Here is an 18,943-nt window from a genome sequence, read left to right on the forward strand (position 1 = left end):
CTTCTTCCTTATGTGATGATCGGTCCGCTTTCATACATCTGTTCGAAAGGATCTCTATGAAAATGCACCGATTAACATCCGGCTCACCTGGCCGGATACGCCGCCCCGCCGCCCTGATCGCGGCCCTGACGCTACCGCTCACGCTACTGAGCGGACCCGCCATCGCCCAGGGAGCCGAAACGCCCCCCGCCTCGACCGCCACGCCGGCAGGCGCCGCCCCAGACCCCGCGCTCAAGAGCGCCTGGGAGAAGGCCGCCAAAACCGGCAAACCCATCGAGGTCCCCGCCCGGTTCACCGAGACCATGAAGGTCTGGGCCGACCCCAACGGCAAGCACCTCAAAGCCGAACTGCACACCCGCCCCATCCAGCTCAAGAACAAGGCCAGCGGCGCCTGGGAACCCATCGACACCCGCATCGTCAACCGTGACGGCAAGCTCCAGGCCGCCCGCGTCAAGACCCCGCTGACCTTCGGCGGCCAGGGTGCCAAGCACCTGGTGACCGCGACCGGCGAGCACGGCGGTACCGGCCTGGGCGTGACCCGGGCACTGCCCGAGCCGAAGATATCCGGCAATGCCGTCACCTACCCGGACGCCATCGCCCCCGGCGCCGACCTGGTGATACAGGCCCAGGCCGACGGTTTCGTCTCCCAGGTGGTCCTCCGGCGCAAACCGGCCGGCCCGGTCACCGTACGCCTGCCGCTCACCCTGCCCCAGGGCACCGAGTTCGGTAAGACGCCCCAAGGGCTGCCGCAGCTCAAGGACGCCAAGGGCAGGGCCAAGGCCGCGCCCGTCGTGCTGACCGCGACGGACGCCAAGGTGGAGACCGCCCCCGGCGAAGGCAGGACCTCCCCGGTCAAGGCACAGGTGGAGACCTCCGGCAAGACGCCGGAGCTGGTGTTCACCCCGGACGCGAAGTTCCTCGCCGACCCGGCGGTGACCTACCCGGTGACCATCGCCGCCGCCTCGGAATGGTTCGGCGGCGGAGCCCCCGAGGACGCCTGGGTCAGCAAGAACGACCCCTACAACAACAACGCCGCTGCCGGGTACCTTCGCGCGGGCACCACCCAGACCAGCGCGGACATCGCCCGTGTCTACATGAAGTTCGACACCACGGACCCCGTGCTGGAGGGCGCCACCGTCGTCCAGGCCGACCTGCGGATGTGGAACTACAAGTCCGGCGGGCCCAACGGCCAGCTGTGCGGCGACCCGGTGGGCGCGGGCATCGTGGCCGCGCGCGTCACCGCCCCCTGGACCCTGGACGGGACGGCCGACAGCCTGGACTGGTACAACCAGCCCTCGGCCACCGGCACCGAAGGGCTGAACCGGGCCGGTTACAACTACGACGCCGACCCCGCGACCTGGTGCGCCAAGGACGACGAGCTCTTCTACCGCGTCACCGGCATGGCCCGCGCCTGGGTCGAACAGGGCGTGCCCAACCACGGCATGGTGCTGCGGGCCGCCAGCGAGACCGCGGCGATCAACTGGCGTCAGTACTACTCCAGCCAGTTCGGCGGCGGCCAGCCCTACCCGGGCTATCGCCACCCGCCCGCCCTCATGATCGAGTACATCCCGAGCGTCAAGGAGCACCTGATCGTGCTCCGCACGTACCCGGGCGACCAGGAGCCGCCCGCGGCGTCGTACGCCGACGACCGGGCCTGGGTGGCGTCGGGCAACGTCCACTACGACGAGCTTCCCCCGTCGCGCGTCATGACCGACGACGAGGCGCTGGCCAACGCCGTGGCCACCAACAGCTCGGCGCAGACCTCCCTGACCGAGGCCTACTATCCGGAAGGGCTCACCGACGAGGAACTGATCGAGGGGATCGACACGAATCCCGAGGCGCCGCCGGAAGAGCCCGAGCCCGGCACCAACCCTCGCCCCGAGGACGACACAACGCCTCCCACGGTGACGGAGACCAGCCCGGCGAGCGGCCAGGCAGGGGTCCCCACCACGACGTCGGTCGTGGCCGTCTTCAGCGAGTACGTCACTGACGCCGCCGTCACCGTCAAGAACCCGCAAGGGGCGCAGGTCGCGGGGAACGCGGTCCTGGACGCCTCCCACAAGGTGCTGACCTTCACCCCGGACGCGGCGCTGGCCGGCGACACGGCCTACACCGTCGTGGTGAGCGGCGCCAAGGACATCGCGGAGAACGTGATGACCCCCCGGACGTGGTCCTTCACCACCGCCGCGCCGGACACCGCCCCGCCGGTCGTGTCGGGGACGAGCCCGGCCGCGAACGCCACCGGAGTGCCGGTCGACGCGCCGGTGCGGGCGACCTTCGGCGAGAAGGTGTCGGGCGCGCAGATCAGCGTCAAGAACGCCCAGGGCGCCGCGGTCGCGGGCACGTCCGCGATGGACGCCGAGGGTAAGGTGCTGACCTTCACCCCGCAGCAGCGGCTGGCCGGCACCACCGTGTACACGGCCGAGGTGAGCGGGGCCAAGGACACCTCAGGCAACGTCATGGCCGCGCCGCACATCTGGTCCTTCACCACGGCCGCGGACGCGCCGCAGCCGATCCCGGGGCTGGTGGCCGCGTACGGCATGAACGAGGGCTCGGGCACGAGCGTGGCCGACGCCTCCGGCAAGAACAACACCGGCACCGGCAGCGCCACGACCTGGGTGAACGGCAAGTACGGCAAGGCGCTGTCGTTCAACGGCTCCTCAAGCTGGGTCACCGTCCAGGACGCCGCGTCGCTGCGGCTGACGACCGGGATGACGCTCTCGGCCTGGGTCAACCCGGCCACGGTGTCCTCCTGGAGCCCCGTCGTGGGCAAGGAACTGAGCGAGGAGGCGCTCTCCTACACCCTGTACGCCTCCAACAGCACGGTCCCCTCCGGCTGGGTGCAGACCGATCCGGAGACCCCCACGACCGTCAACGGGGCCTCTCCCTTGCCGGTCGGCACCTGGAGCCACGTGGCGCTCACCTACGACGGAGCGGCCCTGCGGTTGTTCGTCAACGGCGCGCAGGCCGGCCAGACCGCACTCAGCGGCGGCCTCCACTCCGACGGCAGCCCGCTGCGGATCGGCGGCAACGCCGCCTGGGGCGAGTTCTTCGGCGGCCTGATCGACGAGGTGCGCGTCTACAACCGGGCCCAGAGCGCGACCGAGATCCAGACCGACATGAACACCCCCGTCGGCCAGCCGCCGGTACAGGACACCCAGGCGCCGAGCGCGCCCGGCTCGCTCACCGCGACGGGCGGCGCCGGCACCGCGCAACTCGCCTGGACGGCCTCGACGGACAACGTGGGCGTGACCGGCTACTCGATCCACCGCTCCACGACGCCGCAGTTCACCCCGTCGGCCGCGAACGCCGTCGGCTCCTCGACGGCCACCACGTTCACCGACGCGGGCCTGGCCGCCGGGACCTACCACTACCGGGTCCGGGCCTTCGACGCGGCCGGCAACCTCAGCCCGTCATCGAACGAGGCCACGGCCACCGTCACGGACCCACCGGCGAACCCGGGCCTGGTGGCCGCCTACGGCATGGAAGAGGGCGCGGGCACCATCGTCGGCGACTCCTCCGGGAAGAACAACATCGGCACGGCCACCGACACCACCTGGGCGGCGGCCGGCAGGCACGGCAAGGCACTGTCCTTCAACGGCTCGACCAGCTGGGTCACCGTCCCGCACGCCCCGTCGCTGCGCATGACCGACACGCTGACGGTGTCGGCCTGGGTGCGGCCCACCGCGTCGGGCGGCTACCGCACCGTGCTGATGAAGGAGAACATCACGGACGGCTCCTACACCCTCTACTCCGACTCCGGCGGCTCCCTGCCCATGGGCTCGGTGGAACTCGCCGACGCGCCCCGCGGGGTGCGGGGCGAGGACCCGCTGCCGCTGAACCAGTGGAGCCACCTGGCCCTCACCTACAACGGCAGCATCGCCTACCTGTACGTCAACGGCGTGGAGGCCGACGCCTACCCGATCACCGGCGAACTCGTCGACGAGGACGGCGACCTGCGCCTCGGCGGCAACGCCGTCTGGGAAGACGAGTACTTCAGCGGCCTGATCGACGAGGTGCGCGTCTATAACCGGGCCCAGACCGCGGCCGAGATCCGGGCCGACATGAACAAGCCGGTCGGCGCCGCCCCGCCCGCGCGGCAACAGCGCATGAACATCACCACGAGCTCGGCACCCGAGATCGCCAGGCTGACCGTGGACGACGCCCGCACCGCGGACGGCGTCGCCGTCACCTCCACCCTCACCCCGCGCCTGACCACCTGGCTGCCCGCCAGGCGGAGCGGCGAGGCGAAGGTGGACGTCGAAGTCGCCCGTGCCCCTGCTGCCAAAACCGGTGCCAAGACCGGCAAGGTGGACAAGCCGGGTGTGGACCGGCGGCCGATCTGGTCCGGTCAGGCCACCGCCGGACCCGGCGACGCGCAGGCCACCCTGCGGGTGCCCAAGGACCGGCTGCGGGCGGGCTCAGAGGTACGCTGGCGGGCCAGGGTCACCATCGGCGGCGTCACAGGCGACTGGACCGGCTGGCAGGCCATCATGGTCGGCCGGAACCCCAAGGTCACGGCGCGCGCCGCCACCGCCGACCCGCCGACCACCCCCGATGACCTCAAGACCACCCTGCCCACCGGGGCGGAGCAGCCGAAGTGGGCGACCGTCCAGGACTGCTACCGGGAGGCCGGGCGCGCGTCCTCCGGCGGCGTCTACGCCCCCAACCGTTTCTCACACTGCCGCCTGACCAGGTTCGTGGTGAACGTCTGGGAGGGGACACCGGGCAGTACCTCGGCGGTGCTCAGGGGACAGTTGCACGGCTTCCAGATGATGCACACCGGTACCCGTGTCTCCCAGCGGATCCTCCAGGTGGACAAGAGGATCTCACTGCTGCCCGACAAGAACTGGGGCTACCAGCCCAAGAGGGTGGCCTTCGGCGCAGAGGTACTGAGCACGGTGCCGGCCGACCAGAACCCGACCATCTGCGACCGCAGGTCGGAATCCGGCATGCTCGGCATGCACACCGTCGCCCAGTGGGCCACGGCGTCGTCGCAGCAACCCGGCTGGCACATGACGGAGACCTACGCCGACCGGGGCAGGGAGGGCTACCACAAACTGGGCAGGTGCACGGTCAACAGCCACGTGCGCGGCGAGAGCCCCTTCGACAAGGGACCGCGGGAGTTCAGCGGCACGGTCGGCCTCCCCTCCTTCGTCCGCTGCGACGCCTCGCCGACGATCGGCTGGCACAACAAGAACGGCGGCGGCTGCGTGCACATGAACTCCGTCGCGAAGATGGTCATGCGGCTGGACGACGTCAACCCGCGGGGAGTCGGCTTCAAGGACATCTATCACCACGTCTCGACGGCCTTCCACAATCCGGACCAGACCTACCCTCTGGCCGGCGGGAAGTCGTTCCCCGACACCGAGAACGAACGCAAGAACATTCCCGGGAAGAGCATCGCGTCAAGGCTGACCCGGGCGGCGTTCAAGGCCACGAAGGAAGCGAATTACGCGGCGACGGCCAGTGTCTGCAAGAACGAGGTCCCGGTGGAGGATGAGAACAAGAAGAGCTGCGACGAGTTCCCCTTCGAGTCGACCTATCAAGGGGCGGCGCGGGCGAATCCCGACCACAACTTCTCCGTCGCCAGGATCAACGAGACCATGAACAAGCAGCACGGCAACGTGCTGAAAGCCTGGTACTGGAACAACCGGATCATCAACAAGGACGGTTTCTACATCGAGCTCCCGTAGCGCCGTGACCGTCCGATGAGGTGGGATGGGGTCGCCGCGCCCGCGCGGTGACCCCATTCCGACGTCGCCCCACCCCCGAACCGCGAAGGCAGGCAGCATGGCCGCATTGATCAGTGAGTTACTGGACGACGACGCGACCCATGGCTTCGTCGGGGTGGTGGATGCCGATGCCGAGGAATCCCCTGACGAGTCCGCCATCGAGCCGGGAGGATGGGCCGCGGCCAAGGACAACTGGATCGCCATCGACGAGCCGATCGAGCAGGGGTGCCTCGTCAGGTACGAGTTGTGGGACGGCGAGCCGCCGGCGCCCCCGCCTGGGGTATCGACCTGGCAGGGGACCGTCTATCTGGAGTCCGGGATCATCCAGCCCGAGGACATCGCCGGCAGCGATCTGACCGGCAGAAGATTCGATCTCGGCCGGCCCGGCCGACGGTGGAACGTCCGCGCCCACCGCGATCGTCTCGGCTACGGGGCGTTCCCGCCGGAGGTCGTCCAGCGGACGTTGATCACCCTGCAGTTCTGGGCGTGAGAGGCCGAGCACGGCGGCCGAGGTCCAGAAGGAGCCGGGGTCGGCGCCGAGCAGCCCAAGAACACCCCAGGCGGTAGCTGGAACAAGTTGCCAGGGCATAACGGCGTCTCCAAAAAGGAAACCCGACCCGTCGGATCTGGATGATCCGGATTGCGATGAGTTTCCATTCGCCTCGACCCTGCAAGGGGCGGCACGTGCCAGCCCTCGGCACAACTTTTCGGCCGTCTGGACAGACGAAACCGAGAATACTGGGTCGATCTCCAGTGGCCTCATAGGCTTGGCCGGGCCGCGCTGGGCGGTCCGGCCAAGCCGCACTCCCGCCTGTGACGTATTGGAATATCCTCAGCCATGGCCGGTATTATCGCCGAACTTCTCGACCCGAACGAGATATCGAAGTATCTGCACGGTGTCTCGGACGCCGAGGAGACGTGGGCACTCTACGACATCAGCGGCGATCCGGCGGAGTGGATCACGGCCGGCGAGAACGGGATCGTGATCAACGAGCGCCGGAGCGAGAGGTGCCTGATCAAGTACGAACTCTGGGACGACGCGCCCCCGCTCCTCGCCTCCTGGGACAGGACCTGGACCGGAAGCGTGCGCTTCACAACGGGGCGAGTGACCGCGATCAGCGGAGCCTCGGGCGGTACGTCCTACGGCGAGGAATTCGACCTCGGCCGGCCGGACGGCGACTGGAATGCCAGGATCTACCGTAAATCCCTCGGGCATGAAGACTTCACGACACACATAGTCAGCTTCACTCTGCTGAAGATACAGTTCTGGACCGCATCGCCATAAGAAAGGCGGTCCACCCGGTAGGACTGAAGGTGAGGCTGGGGTCTTGCAGCATCTGGCGGGTCCGCATCGACACCTGACCCGAGCCCCTGTCCAGGTCAGACGGTCAAGCTCAGCCAGGAGGCCAGATGGCTGAGATCGGGGTTGGAGCGGCGATGCAGGCTGATCAGCACACGAGCGGTCTCTCGGACCATGGGGTGATAGCGGGTCTGCTCGGGCGCGATCTGCCGGGCCCGCCGCAGCGCGTGCAGGACAGCGGGCCGGTCGCCGGCCATCAGATGAGCGCGGGCCAGGTCGATGTAATGGTGCCCGGCTCGTGTCGGTGGCACTGAGGCCGGCGGGACATAGGACTTGCCAAGCGCGATGGCCTGGTCGACGTGGCCCAGCTCGACCTGGGCGGCGACCGCATGGATGTGGATGTTGGCCGGGCCGAAGGTCAGGTGATAATGCTGCTGGTCGTCGGTGCCGAGGTCGGCGGCCAGGCGATGAGCGGCCCGCAGGTGCTCCTCGACGGTGGCGGCCTCACCGGCCCGGGAGGCCAGCGTGATCGCTCGAAGGTGCATGCTACCGGCCAGCACGATCGCGGCCGGGTCGGCTTGCAAGTGGGGATCCAGGGCGACCCGGGCGCGATCCAGCAGGTGCAGGCCGTGGTCGTAGTCGCCCGCCGCCTGGAAGGAGTTGGCGCGCGTCCAGTCGGCCAGGCCCACGGCGAGGGGGTCTTCGGACTGGGCGGCGGCCCAGGCGAGCTTGTGCTCGATGGACTCCGACAGGTCGCTGTAGCCGAGCCGGTACGCCAGGCCGTGGGCGGCGTAGTAGCCGGAAACCAGCAGCCCGGACGCGGTACGGCGGTTGCGACCGGTGGTGCTGAGCACGGCGGAGGTCAGTTCACGCAGCAGGCCGGGGAGGAGCGCGCCGAGGCGGGTGTAGAGGCCGCGACTACGCAGCTCGGAGATGGCCGAGATCTCGGCGCGAAGGGCGGCCAGTGGGCGGACGGCGTCTTGCTCTCCGGGCGGCAGGTCGTAGGCGCGCAGCGCGGGGCGTAGTTCTTCGATCGGGGCATGGGTGGCGGCGGCGTCGTACGGCTGGCCGTGGATGCGTTCGATCGGGACGCGCAGGGCGCGGGCGACGGCGGTGACCAGAGCGTGGGAGGCGGGCCGGTCCCCGACCTCCACCTTGGACAGCAGGCTCTTGGAGACGTTGGCGCGCTGAGCGAGCTGGTCCTGGGTGAGCCCGGCGGCTTTCCGCAGCACCGCGATGTTCGCGCCGGCGACAGCGGTGCCAGGCTGATCAGGGGTGGCGAGGTGACCGGTGGTGTCGCTGGCCATCGACGGATCCTCCCGGTGAGAGTCGGGGCGGTTGGTTTCAGCGTAGGCGGCATCTTCTCACCTCGCCCAGAAGCATCGGTCGCGGATCGGCGCGGTGTGCAAGTTCAGTGCAACCTCGGAGCCAGATCTCGGTCTTTCCTGGAGCCAACATCCACTGCTCCGAAGGAGGAGCCGATGACCATCACCGACCTCGACCTCGGCACCAGTGATCTGGAGGAGATGTTCCGGGCGCCCGACTCGCAGGTGCCGGCCACCGGCCAGTTGTTCACCGGCAAGCCCACCTACGTCGTGCAGCGACCGGAGATCCGCAACGAATACAAGAAGGCGTCGGGTTCGTCGGACGGGGCCAGGACCTACGACACGACGGCTACGTGATCGACGCCGCCTCCGCTGCGCTCCACAGCCCGGCCGCTACGCCTATCGGGGGCGGCCGGGTCCTCCCCTGGCCCTGACGAAGGAGAGACGGCTGTGCTGATCCTTCAGATCGACCCCGCTGCCGCACCAGCCTGGCATTGGGAGGGAACCTCCTATGTGACCGACGACGGTGCCGGCCGGGTAACGCCGTACGCGCATCCGATGATCGAGCAGCTCGCCGCCACTGACGGCGACCGGACCGTGATCATCGTGCGGGAGCGGGTGCCCGGCCGGGCACCGGTGCCGCCGGAGCCCGTCGTGGTGACCGTGGCGCAGTTCGGCGAGCTCGTTGCCCAGGCCCGCCGCTGGCCGGTCGACCACGTACTGATCGAGGTGACCCGGCACAGGCCGGTCCGCGTCACCGCCGGCGCGGTGCGGGCCACGCCGCTGTACCTGGCCCACCACGACGGGATTCTGCGCGGGTCGTGGGACATCACCGAGCTGCGGCCGTTCGCCAGGGGCATCAACGCGAAGGAGGCCACCCGGCTGCTGATCTACCGCCCCCGTTACAGCATCGACACCCCTTTCACGGGGATCTGGCGGCTCACTGAACGGGCCACCGCCAGCTTCGGCGGCGACCTGGTCATCACCTACCCGGAGCCGGTCGTGCATGCCGAGCACCGTGACCTGGTCGAGGGCGCCGATGTGCTGGCCGCTTTCACTGCGGCGATCGACGCGGCGCTGGATGCCCGGCCGTTGCAGCCGGATGCGACATTGTGTCACCTGACCGGCGGGCTGGACTCCGGCTCCATCGGCACCCGGGTCGCTCGGCGCTGGCCTGGGCAGGTCAACACGGCCACGCTGATCGTCATAGGACCAGGCCGGGAGCAGCAGATCCGGCGCCGCAACGAGATCCGCCACCGCGTCCCGTTCGGGCCGCATGACGCCTGCCTGGATACCGCCGGGCGGCCGATGTTCGGGCCGAACTGCCCTAGAGTCCGCGGCGAGCTGGTCAGCCCGTACGACGAACCGTTCTTTGAGCACTTCACCGAGTTGAACAGGATGATCGCCGACCTCGGCGCGCACACGTTGGTCACCGGGCTGGGCGGCGACGAGATGGTCGCGGTCGGCTCTGCCGAGTCGGCGAAGGCCGCCGCCGACAAGGCGCAGAACTTCGACCTTCCCTGGCTGGGACCGCGGGCCCAGGCCGCGATCGAGTACGGCGACGACGGCATCGCCCCGCCGGCGATGGCGGGCGGGATCACCCTGATGGCGGCCGAGACCGTCGCGCCGCCTCTGCTGCGGGCCGGGCTGTGGCCCCTCCACCCATTCACCCACCAGGCGATGGTCGAGCTCGGCGACCAGCTCCCGTTCTACTGGCGTGAGCTCAAGCAGCTCCAACGCAAGCACCTGGCCACCTTCGGACTCAGCCACGACGCGTGTAACCCGGTCCTGCGCGAGAGCTTCGCCGAACTGGTCGAGGAGTCCATGCTCGACTACGGCCTGTCGCTGCTGCGGCGCATCCTGAGCGACGGGTCACCACTGATCGACGCCGGGCTGTTGAACCCTGACGGGCTCAAGGCGGTCGTCACGGAGCTGGAAACCGGCGGTGTCTACACCGAGCACCGCCATTCCAAGCTGGTCGAGGTCATCACCCTGGACCAGGCGACCAGGGCGTTCCTCGGCTAGGACTGCGAATGTGGCTGCCGGAACCAGGCCGACAGGTCGAGCCGCTCCGCCCGGCGGGCCATCACGTACAGCCTCGCGTTGGTGCGCTGTTCCTCGCGCACCAATGTGAAGCCCTGGGTAAGGTTGTAGCGGGCCACCCCAGAAAAATGACAATGCCGCCGAACCCACGGGACACCGAGCTGGGCCGCCCGGTCGACCGTCCACGAAGCCATCAGCGTGCCCGGCCGCTGGTCACGCTGCGCCGGGTGGGTGATGGAGCCCGACAGATACAGGGCGGATTCCGCGCGCTCGGCGTCAGTCCAGCCCCAGGGGGGGCCTTGGTCTTGCACCACGGTGCGCCCGATGACGCGGCCCTGCGCGGTCTCCAGCACCCACACATCATTGTCGGGATTGTCGCACTCAGCGGCTAGGGCATCGACCGCGTCACGCCAGCTCGGCAGGCCCCGCTCTTCCAACCAGCCGCAGCGGGCGCGTACCAGGTCAGCGATCTGGGCGCTGTCGTTGGCCGAAGCCAGACGCATCATGAACACCCTCGTCACGATAGCTCGCCGGCTTCCTACACGGCTTCCAGTCCGGCCCGTCGGACAGATAACGAAGGCCCAAGTGAGCGGTGCCTGGTCAAATACGAACTCTAGGACGGCGCGCCCCCTCGGCCGGTCGGGCGGTGTCTGGGATGTGAGGATCCACCGCAAATCCCTTGGGCATGAAGAATTCACGCCGGACCTGGCCAGCTTCACTTTGCTGAAGGTTCAGTTCTGGGCCGCAACGCCATAGGGCCGCCATGACTGGAACTGGGCTGGACGAGTACGCGTGGGTGTGAGTTCCTGATGGCGTCGTCAAGCGCAGAGGGGGCCTCATCATGAGGCGAGGAGAATTACGCGCACGGCACTACACCCACTGGTTAGCACTCGTGATCACGATGGCGGCCGTTCTCGTCGGAGTACAGACGGGACCGGCCAGCGCGGCCACGTACCCGGTTCAGCTCTGGATGGACAAGGGCAGCTACAACGTCGGGGAATACCCGTACTACAGCGTCACGGGGCCGCCCTACACGCCGATCTACTGGTCGAGCACCCGCGACGGTTCTTCGACGGGCGAGGAGGACGCGTACTACGGCCACCGTACGGACGCGCACGGGAACTGGACGAGCTTCGGCGGTGTGTGGACGTCCTCGCACGTCGGCACATGGAGCAAGATCGCTAAGTTGAACGGCATCACCGCGACGGCGTACTTCTCGGTCTGCTGATCACCCTGATGCCCGGGCGCGCGCGCCCGGGCATCTACGCGTCGTTGCCGATCTCGTTGAGGAAGGTGGTCCATTGGGCTGGGGTGAAGGTGAGGGCGGGCCCGGTGGGGTCCTTGCTGTCGCGTACGGCGATGAGGCCGGGGAGGTTGGTCGCCACCTCCACACAGTCACCTCCGTTGTCGGTTGAGCGGGTGCTTTTCCGCCAGATCGCTCTGTCGAGGCTTACTTGCTGTTCCATTTGTCTCGCCACCTCTTGATCACTTGTGGTGATTCGCCAGCGCGAAGCGCGTCCGCTCTAAGCTTGTCATATCTACGCAGAATGAGGGATACCAGATCAGGGTCGGATGTCACGTCTGCCTGTCCGGCCGAATCGATGTAAACCGTGGTCGGTTGATCGGCTATCTCCGCGATCATGAAGCCGCCGGATAGCCCTGCGGTGGTCTCCGAGTTTGTGGGCACCACCTGGATGTTCACCTTGGAGCGCTCTGAAAGTGCCAGTAGGTGGTCGAGTTGGCCGACCATGACTTCTGGGGTGCCGATCTGCCGCTGTAGCGCCCACTCGTCGATCAGCATCCATAGCGTGGGCGGCTTCTTGCGGTCCAGAATGGCCTGCCGAGCCATTCTCGCGCGAACGTGATCTTCGACGTCTTCCTCTTCGACGATGCCGAGCTTGTACATCGCTCGGGCGTACTCTTCGGTCTGGAGCAGTCCAGGTATGACGAACGGTACCCAGGAGCGTAGGGCGTTCGCCTCGGGCTCGATGTCGTCGGCCCAGTGTGCGTACCACTGAGGCCCGGTGAAGGCGTTGTTCATCCGCTTCCAGAGCTTGACGAAACGGCCATCCAGCCCAAAAGCCTCATCACACTTCTCCGCGAACCTGAGCTGCGGATTCCTGGTGCCCCGCTCGATCGCGCCGACCAGGCTGTGGCCGCAGTTGAGGTGGCCCGCCAGTGCCCGATGCGTCCACTGCTTGGCGGTTCGGCACTTCCGTAGCTCTTGTCGGAATTGATCCTTTGGGGAGGTATTCTTTTCCTTCGCCATAGGAGGCTCCTCGGGGGCCGGACGCAAGAAGCTCACATCTGGACACACCAGTTGGAGCCACCTGACGCTGTGTGTCGGGCGATATCGGGATCGGCCGAGTCGTTGCTACGGCAATGTATGAGACACGATTCTTCGCCACTACGCAAGGGTGACGTCAAATGACGGCTATCCAAATTAGTGCAACCATCGCGAGTCGCCGCGATTCCCTTACTCTCGTCGCGCTCCCCGATTCCGCATACCTCGCACGCGCATATTCGGCGGCGACTATTCGTGGATGGGGACTCGTCGACGAGGAGTTCGTGGACAACGCCCGGTTAGTGGTGAGCGAACTCGTGACCAACGCCATTGAGGCCGCCGGCCTTTCCGAAAAGCAGCCCAAGCTGAGCGCCCTGCTCACCGGAGCGTCCCTGATCCGCCTGGTCCTGGAAATACCCGCCGACCTCGACGCCCTCGTCATCGAGGTATGGGACGCCGCCCCGCACACCCCAGAGCCGCGCGGAGACGTACCCTTCGATTCCATCAGGGGCCGGGGCCTCGCCCTCGTCGATGCCCTGGCGGCGGGCTGGGGATACCGTTGCCCGAAAGACGCGCCCCCGCCATGGACCAAGGTGGTCTACGCCCTCATGCGTTTTCCCTAATGCCTTTCACCGATCTTCTACGGGTTTGCCGTCTTTTGTCGGTCACCACGCGTACGCTCGGCGTAGCTCCTCCGTACGCGCGTTCCCCCGATATCCGCCCGCTTGGAGGTCCTTTGATGGCTTCGGCGTCCCCAGTTCCCCCGGCGGCTCCATCGCCGCGTCCCCGGTCGTCCGGTGCCGGTGCGTCCGCGTACGCCCGCTACCGGGCCGAACTCGCCGCAGGCCGCCCTCGGCGGCTGGTGATCCGTGGCATCGTGGCGGCGGTCGCCGCCGTCGTGGGCTGGATCGTGCTCGGCTTCGAGGGTGGCCTGCTGTTCGCGCTCGCCGCCGCGGTGGCCGACACCGTGTATCAGTGGCGCAGGCATGAGGCCGTCCGCACCTGGCGTCGCGGTGCGCGGGGTGAGCGGCGGACCGCTCGTCAGCTCCGCCGGCTGGAGGCCGCCGGATACCTGGTGCTGCACGACCGCGCACTGCCGACCGGCCGCGCCAACCTCGACCATCTGGCCATCGGCCCCTCCGGCGTCTACGTGATCGACAGCAAGGCATGGTCTCCCGACCGGCGTATCACCCGGCGCGGCCGGTATGTCAACGTCGGCCGTCGCTGGGGCTCCGACGAGGTCAAGTCGGTACGGTACGAGACCCGCTCGGTGGCCGCCGCGCTCAGGGGTCGGCTGCACACGCCGGTGGAGGTCACGCCGGTGCTGGCGGTACACGGCCCGCATGTGCCGCTGCGCGGCCTGGACGTGGACGGTGTGCGGATGCTGCGCGCGTCGATGGTCTCGGGCTGGGTCTTACGCCGCCCGGCGCGACTCTCTGCCGCCGACGTCGCACGAATCGAGGCGGCGGCGGCCGAACTGTTCCCCGCGTATACCGAAAACGAGAATCTCCGCAGTCGGTGAGAGGAAGTCAAGGGGTCAGGATCGCCAGCAGGTGGGCGACCTCCTGAGATACCGCGTCGCGGCCCTCGGCGATGTACTTTCGCGGGTCCACCAGCTTCGGATCGGCGGCCAGGCGGTCGCGCAGGGCGGTGGTGAACGCCTTGTTCAGGTGGGTGGCGATGTTGATCTTCTTCATGCCGTGCCGGACGGCGGCGCGCAGGGTCTCCTCCGGCACGCCGGAGGAGCCGTGCAGGACCAGGGGCACCGGGACGGCAGCGTGGAGGTCGGCGATCAGGGCAAGGTCCAGCGTGGCGTCCCTGGTGGTCATCGCGTGCGACGTGCCCACCGCCACCGCCAGCGCGTCCACGCCCGTGTCGGCGACGTAGCGGACCGCCTCGTCCGGGCGGGTGCGCGCGCCCGGCGCGTGGACGCCGTCCTTGCCGCCGACCTCGCCCAGTTCGGCCTCCACCCACACGCCGCGCTCGTGGCACCAGGCGGTCACCTCGGCGGTGAGGATCACGTTCTCCGCGTCGGGCAGCGCGCTCGCGTCGTACATCACCGACCCGACCCCGAGCGCGACGGCCTCCTCGACCAGCGCGCGGTCGGTGGCGTGGTCCAGGTGGACGGCGACGGGGACGGCGGCGGCCCGCGCCACGGCCAGGGAGGCGAGCGCGATGGGGGCGAGAGCGCCGTGGTAGCGGACGCAGTTCTCGCTGATCTGGAGGACGACCCCGGCCCCGGCCCGCTCGGCACCGGCCACGATGGCCTCCGCGTGCTCAAGCTGGATCACGTTGAACGCCCCGACCCCGCCCGCGCTCGCGCGGACGATGTCCCCGGTGTTTACCAAAGGCAACGGTGTCACTCCTCTTCGTTGACGCGTATTTCCGAGCGAATGCCGTGAAAGAGGGTGGCGTCGAAGTCGCCGGCGACCGGCGCGGCCACGGCGGCGGCCCCCAGCGCGGCGGCGGTACGGAGGCGGTCGGGCCAAGGGGTGCCGGTGACCAGGCCCTGGGCGAGCCCGGCGACCACGGCGTCACCCGCGCCGGTCGGGTTGCCCGCCACCGGGTACGGCATGAGCACCCGCCACGTACCGTCCGCCGTGACCGCGACCAGCCCGTCCGCCCCCAGCGACACCACTACCGCCCTGGCCCCCGCCGCCCGCAGCGCCCGCGCCCCGGCGACCGCGTCGGTATGGGCTCCAAGAAGGGCGTGCGCCAGTTCGGCGGCGTTGGGTTTGAGGATGGCCGGGCGGCCGGAGGGGGCGTGGCGGAGAGGGTCGCCGTCGGCGTCCACGATGGCCGGGACACCGTACTCGCCCGCCCGCCAGGCCAGTGTCGAGTAGAACGCCGCCGGTACCCCCGGCGGCAGGCTGCCCGAGATCACGACCGCCGACGCCTCCGCGAGCAGCCGGTCGAAGTCCCCCAGGAACGTTCCGATCTCGGCGGTGGACACCGCCGGTCCCGGCTCGTTGAACATGGCCGTCGTCCCGGTGTCCGAGCAGACCGCCAGGGTGGTGCGGGAGTGGCCCGAGACCGGCGTGAACGCGTGCGGCACCCCCGCCGCGTCCAGGTCGGCCCGGATCGCCGCGCCCGGCGTACCGCCCGTGAGGCCGAGGGCCAGGACGGGATGCCCGAGCGCGGCGAGAACCCTGGCCACGTTGACGCCCTTGCCCCCGGCCCGGCGGTGGACGGCGCGGACGCGGTTGACCCCGTCCCAGTCCACGCCATCGACCTCGTAGGTGACATCGAGGGCGGCGTTCAACGTGACCGTGAGCACTGTCATGGGGCGGGCGGCTCCGCGATCCACGCCCCGCGCTTCATGACCGCCTCCACCTGGAGGTCGTCCGAGAGCACGACCAGGTCGGCGTCCTTGCCCGCCTCGATGGAACCGGCGCGGTCGTCGATGCCGAGCACCCTGGCCGGGGTGAGCGAGGCGACCTGCGCGGCCTCCACCAGGGACAGCCCGGCCAGTTGCACCGCGCGCCGGAAGGCGACGTCCATGGTGAGCGTGCTGCCCGCGATGGTGCCGCCCTCGACGAGCCGGGCCGCGCCGTCGGAAACTCGGACGCGCATGCTGCCCAGCACGTACTCGCCGTCGCCGATCCCGGTCGCGGCCATGGCGTCGGTGATCAGCGCCGTACGGCCCGCCCCCGCCGCCTTGAACGCCAGCCTGAGCATCGCCGGATGCACGTGCACCCCGTCGTTGATCAGCTCGACGGTGACCCGCTCGTCCTGGAGCAGCGCGGCGATCGGCCCGGGGGAGCGGTGGTGCAGCGAGGGCATCGCGTTGTACAGGTGGGTGGCGACCGTGCCGCCCGCCTCGATCCCGGCCTGCGTCTGCTCGTACGTCGCGTCGCTGTGCCCGAGGGCCGCGGTGACCCCGGCGGCCACTGCGTCGCGGACGACGTCGAGCGCGCCGGGTAGTTCGGGCGCGATGGTGAGCATCCGGACGTGCCCGCGCCCGGCCTTGACCAGCGCGGCGAACTCGCCCCGGTCGGGCGTGCGCAGTACGCCCGGGTCGTGCGCGCCGCACCGCGCCGCCGAGATGTAGGGGCCCTCGAAGTGGATGCCGGCCAGCAGCCCGTCCTCGCACAGGTCGGCCAGCGCGGACGTCGCCGCGCCCAGGTCCTCAAGCGAGCCGCTGACCAGGCTGGCGACCGTGGTCGTCGTACCGTGCCCGGCGTGGAAGGCGGCGGCCCGCGCCGCCCCCTCCGGGTCGCCCTGCGGGAACGACGCGCCCGCGCCGCCGTGGTTGTGAATGTCGATGAAGCCGGGCACGACGAGCCGGCCGCCGAGGCCGTGGCCGTTGCCTGTGGGGGCCTGGCCCTGCCCGACGTAGGTGATCCGGCCGTCTTCGATGGTCAGCCAGCCGGGGTGGACCCCGCCCGGGGTCACGAGGCGGGCGTCGGCGAGTGTGATGCTCATGGAGAAAGGATCACAGATCGCGTGAGGTGCAGGGGGTGGTCGGGGTCCAGTCCGCGGGCGTGGGCGCGGGCGACCGCCACCCGGTGGACGCGCACCAGCTCGGCCAGCGGATCGGCGGTGGAGGTCAGGAAGGCGCCACCGGCGCGTTCGACCTCGGTCGCGAGCCCGTCGGGGGCCTCGCCGAGCATCCAGGTGACCCGCCCGGGACCGGCGATGCTGATCGGCCCGTGCCGGTACTCCATCGCCGGGTACGCCTCGGTCCACGACCGCGACGCCTCGCGCATCTTCAGCGCGGCCTCCAGGGCGAGCGCGTAGGTCCAGCCGCGCCCGAGGAACGTGACCTGCTCGGCCCGCACGGCGGCGTCGGGCAGCGGGCCGCGCAGCGCGTGTTCGGCGTCGTTGATCGCGGTGGAGAGGTCTTCGCCCAGGTGGGCGCGGAGCAGCGCGAGCTGGGCGGTGGCGAAGCGGGTCTGCACGACCGAGGACTCGTCGGCGAAGTCGAGCACCACGGTGCGGTCGGCCAGCTCCATGACCGGGCTGGCGGGGTCGGCGGTGATCACGGTGGTCGGCGGGCCGCCGTCCGCGCGTACCGCCCGCAACAGGGCCAGGACCTCGGTGGTGGTGCCCGACCGGGTCAGCGCGAGCACGCGGTCGTAGCGGCGGCCGGTCGGCGCCTCGGAGGCGGCGAAGGCGTCGGTCTCCCCGTGGCCCGCCCGTTCGCGCAGCGCCGCGTACGCCTGGGCGATGTACCACGAGGTGCCGCACCCCACCACGGCCACCCGCTCACCGGGGGCGGGCAGGGCCGATCTCGGAGCCTCGGCGGAGACCATGGCCACCGCGCGCCGCCAGCACTCGGGCTGGGAGGCGATCTCGGCCTCGGTGTGCGTGCTCATGAGCAGCCCTCTCCGAATAAGTCGTTTTCTGTTCCTTTTATAGCAGGAATGAGCAATATTGTGCATCAAGGGATGACCCGACGGGCCATGTGCCAGGCTTGACGATCAGAGCCGTGAAGGAGGTCTTCGGTGGCACGCTACGAACGCTGGAACGCGATCCTTGAGCTCCTCGCGCAGGAGGGGCGCTTGAGCGTGGAGGAGGCGGCGGCCTCGCTGAGCGTTTCGACCGCCACCATCCGTCGCGACTTCGACCAGCTCGCCCAGCAGCAGATGCTGATGCGCACCCGGGGGGGCGCGGTCGCGCAGAGCGTCAGCTACGACCTTCCGCTGCGCTACAAGACCGCCAGGCACGCGGGGGAGAAGCACCGCATCGCCGAGAAGGCCGCCGAACTGGTCGGCCCCGGCGCGATCGTCGGCATGAACGGCGGCACGACCACCTCCGAGCTGGCCAGGGTGCTCGCCACCCGGGCCGACCTCAACGCGGAGACCGGCCCGCCGGTCACCATCGTGACCAACGCCCTGAACATCGCCAACGAGCTGACCCTCCGCCCGCACATCAAGATCGTGCTGACCGGCGGCGTCGCCCGCCCGCAGTCGTACGAGCTGATCGGCCCGCTGGCCGGGGGCGTGCTCGAACAGGTCACCCTGGACATCGCGTTCATCGGGGTCAACGCGATCGGCGTCGAGGGCGGCGCGGGCGCGCACCACGAGGGCGAGGCGAGCGTCAACCACCTGCTGATGAGCAGGGCGGCCAAGGTGGTCGTGGTGGCCGACTCCTCCAAGGTGGGCGCGCGGGCCTTCGCCAGGATCTGCCCGATCGGCGAGGTGGACGCGCTGGTCACCGACAAGAACATGACGGAGGAGGCGGCCGGCGACTTCGCCGACGCCGGGGTCGAGGTGATCCGGGCCTGACCGCCCCACGCATGGTTCATCCCCCG

Annotated in this window: 17 protein-coding genes; 9 read left to right on the plus strand and 8 right to left on the minus strand. The window is 69.5% G+C overall.

Translation table 11 applies throughout. The features are described 5' to 3' along the window. Positions 1-62 precede the first annotated feature (62 nt). From DP939_RS29440 to DP939_RS29450, 3 genes are all read left to right on the plus strand, one after another. Complete coding sequence (locus DP939_RS29440) at positions 63-5,696, plus strand: LamG-like jellyroll fold domain-containing protein (protein WP_113984086.1); 5,634 nt, start codon at positions 63-65, stop codon at positions 5,694-5,696. 97 nt (positions 5,697-5,793) lie between these two features. Next, positions 5,794-6,225, plus strand: a complete 432-nt coding sequence (locus DP939_RS29445) for a hypothetical protein (protein WP_113984087.1) — start codon at positions 5,794-5,796, stop codon at positions 6,223-6,225. A gap of 348 nt (positions 6,226-6,573) precedes the next feature. After that, positions 6,574-7,020: a hypothetical protein gene (locus DP939_RS29450; protein ID WP_113984088.1), complete on the plus strand. Its 447-nt coding sequence runs from the start codon at positions 6,574-6,576 to the stop codon at positions 7,018-7,020. Positions 7,021-7,115: 95 nt separating this feature from the next. On the opposite strand, the gene DP939_RS29455 is transcribed toward DP939_RS29450, so the two are convergent. Then, on the minus strand, positions 7,116-8,342 hold the full coding sequence (locus tag DP939_RS29455) for a helix-turn-helix domain-containing protein (protein ID WP_113984089.1): 1,227 nt from the start codon (positions 8,340-8,342) through the stop codon (positions 7,116-7,118). 174 nt (positions 8,343-8,516) lie between these two features. Between DP939_RS29455 and DP939_RS29460 the strand changes: the two genes are divergently transcribed. Both DP939_RS29460 and DP939_RS29465 read left to right on the plus strand, forming a co-directional pair. Then, positions 8,517-8,717 carry a hypothetical protein gene (locus DP939_RS29460; RefSeq protein WP_113984090.1) on the plus strand — a complete coding sequence of 67 codons (201 nt, stop codon included), beginning with the start codon at positions 8,517-8,519 and terminating at the stop codon, positions 8,715-8,717. Positions 8,718-8,810: 93 nt separating this feature from the next. Further along, positions 8,811-10,385 carry an asparagine synthase gene (locus DP939_RS29465; RefSeq protein ID WP_113984091.1) on the plus strand — a complete coding sequence of 525 codons (1,575 nt, stop codon included), beginning with the start codon at positions 8,811-8,813 and terminating at the stop codon, positions 10,383-10,385. Here DP939_RS29465 and DP939_RS29470 read toward each other — a convergent pair. Beyond that, positions 10,382-10,909, minus strand: coding sequence for a GNAT family N-acetyltransferase (locus DP939_RS29470; RefSeq protein ID WP_225878593.1), 528 nt, complete (start codon positions 10,907-10,909; stop codon positions 10,382-10,384). The genes DP939_RS29465 and DP939_RS29470 overlap by 4 nt on opposite strands. 395 nt (positions 10,910-11,304) lie before the next feature. Here DP939_RS29470 and DP939_RS29475 point away from each other — a divergent pair, with 395 nt between their 5' ends. Then, entirely contained in the window at positions 11,305-11,631 is a 327-nt protein-coding gene (locus tag DP939_RS29475; protein ID WP_113984093.1) for a hypothetical protein, read from the plus strand. Positions 11,632-11,665: 34 nt separating this feature from the next. On the opposite strand, the gene DP939_RS29480 is transcribed toward DP939_RS29475, so the two are convergent. Next, positions 11,666-11,869, minus strand: a complete 204-nt coding sequence (locus tag DP939_RS29480; RefSeq protein ID WP_113984094.1) for a DUF397 domain-containing protein — start codon at positions 11,867-11,869, stop codon at positions 11,666-11,668. After that, positions 11,854-12,672 (minus strand): helix-turn-helix domain-containing protein, encoded by an 819-nt coding sequence (locus tag DP939_RS29485; protein ID WP_113984095.1) that lies wholly within the window; start codon positions 12,670-12,672, stop codon positions 11,854-11,856. The genes DP939_RS29480 and DP939_RS29485 overlap by 16 nt, the downstream gene beginning before the upstream one ends. A gap of 158 nt (positions 12,673-12,830) precedes the next feature. Between DP939_RS29485 and DP939_RS29490 the strand changes: the two genes are divergently transcribed. After that, a complete protein-coding gene (locus DP939_RS29490; protein ID WP_113984096.1) occupies positions 12,831-13,310 on the plus strand; it encodes an ATP-binding protein in 480 nt (159 codons plus the stop codon). A 116-nt stretch (positions 13,311-13,426) separates the two neighbouring features. Continuing rightward, positions 13,427-14,209 carry a nuclease-related domain-containing protein gene (locus tag DP939_RS29495; RefSeq protein ID WP_158578749.1) on the plus strand — a complete coding sequence of 261 codons (783 nt, stop codon included), beginning with the start codon at positions 13,427-13,429 and terminating at the stop codon, positions 14,207-14,209. A gap of 7 nt (positions 14,210-14,216) precedes the next feature. Here the strand turns inward: DP939_RS29495 and DP939_RS29500 are convergent, their stop codons facing one another. The 4 genes from DP939_RS29500 to DP939_RS29515 are packed head-to-tail and all read right to left on the minus strand — an operon-like array spanning position 14,217 to position 18,005. Continuing rightward, complete coding sequence (locus DP939_RS29500) at positions 14,217-15,050, minus strand: class II fructose-bisphosphate aldolase (protein WP_225878571.1); 834 nt, start codon at positions 15,048-15,050, stop codon at positions 14,217-14,219. Beyond that, a complete protein-coding gene (locus DP939_RS29505; protein WP_113984216.1) occupies positions 15,047-15,970 on the minus strand; it encodes a 1-phosphofructokinase family hexose kinase in 924 nt (307 codons plus the stop codon). The genes DP939_RS29500 and DP939_RS29505 overlap by 4 nt, the downstream gene beginning before the upstream one ends. Then, positions 15,967-17,112, minus strand: a complete 1,146-nt coding sequence (nagA, locus tag DP939_RS29510) for an N-acetylglucosamine-6-phosphate deacetylase (RefSeq protein WP_113984099.1) — start codon at positions 17,110-17,112, stop codon at positions 15,967-15,969. The genes DP939_RS29505 and nagA overlap by 4 nt, the downstream gene beginning before the upstream one ends. Continuing rightward, positions 17,109-18,005, minus strand: coding sequence for an SIS domain-containing protein (locus tag DP939_RS29515; RefSeq protein WP_113984100.1), 897 nt, complete (start codon positions 18,003-18,005; stop codon positions 17,109-17,111). The genes nagA and DP939_RS29515 overlap by 4 nt, the downstream gene beginning before the upstream one ends. Positions 18,006-18,134: 129 nt before the next feature. On the opposite strand from DP939_RS29515, the gene DP939_RS29520 reads away from it, so the two are divergent. Continuing rightward, complete coding sequence (locus tag DP939_RS29520) at positions 18,135-18,917, plus strand: DeoR/GlpR family DNA-binding transcription regulator (protein ID WP_113984101.1); 783 nt, start codon at positions 18,135-18,137, stop codon at positions 18,915-18,917. Positions 18,918-18,943 lie beyond the last annotated feature (26 nt).

It is taken from the genome of Spongiactinospora rosea, assembly GCF_003315795.1.
GTDB classification, from domain to species: domain Bacteria; phylum Actinomycetota; class Actinomycetes; order Streptosporangiales; family Streptosporangiaceae; genus Spongiactinospora; species Spongiactinospora rosea.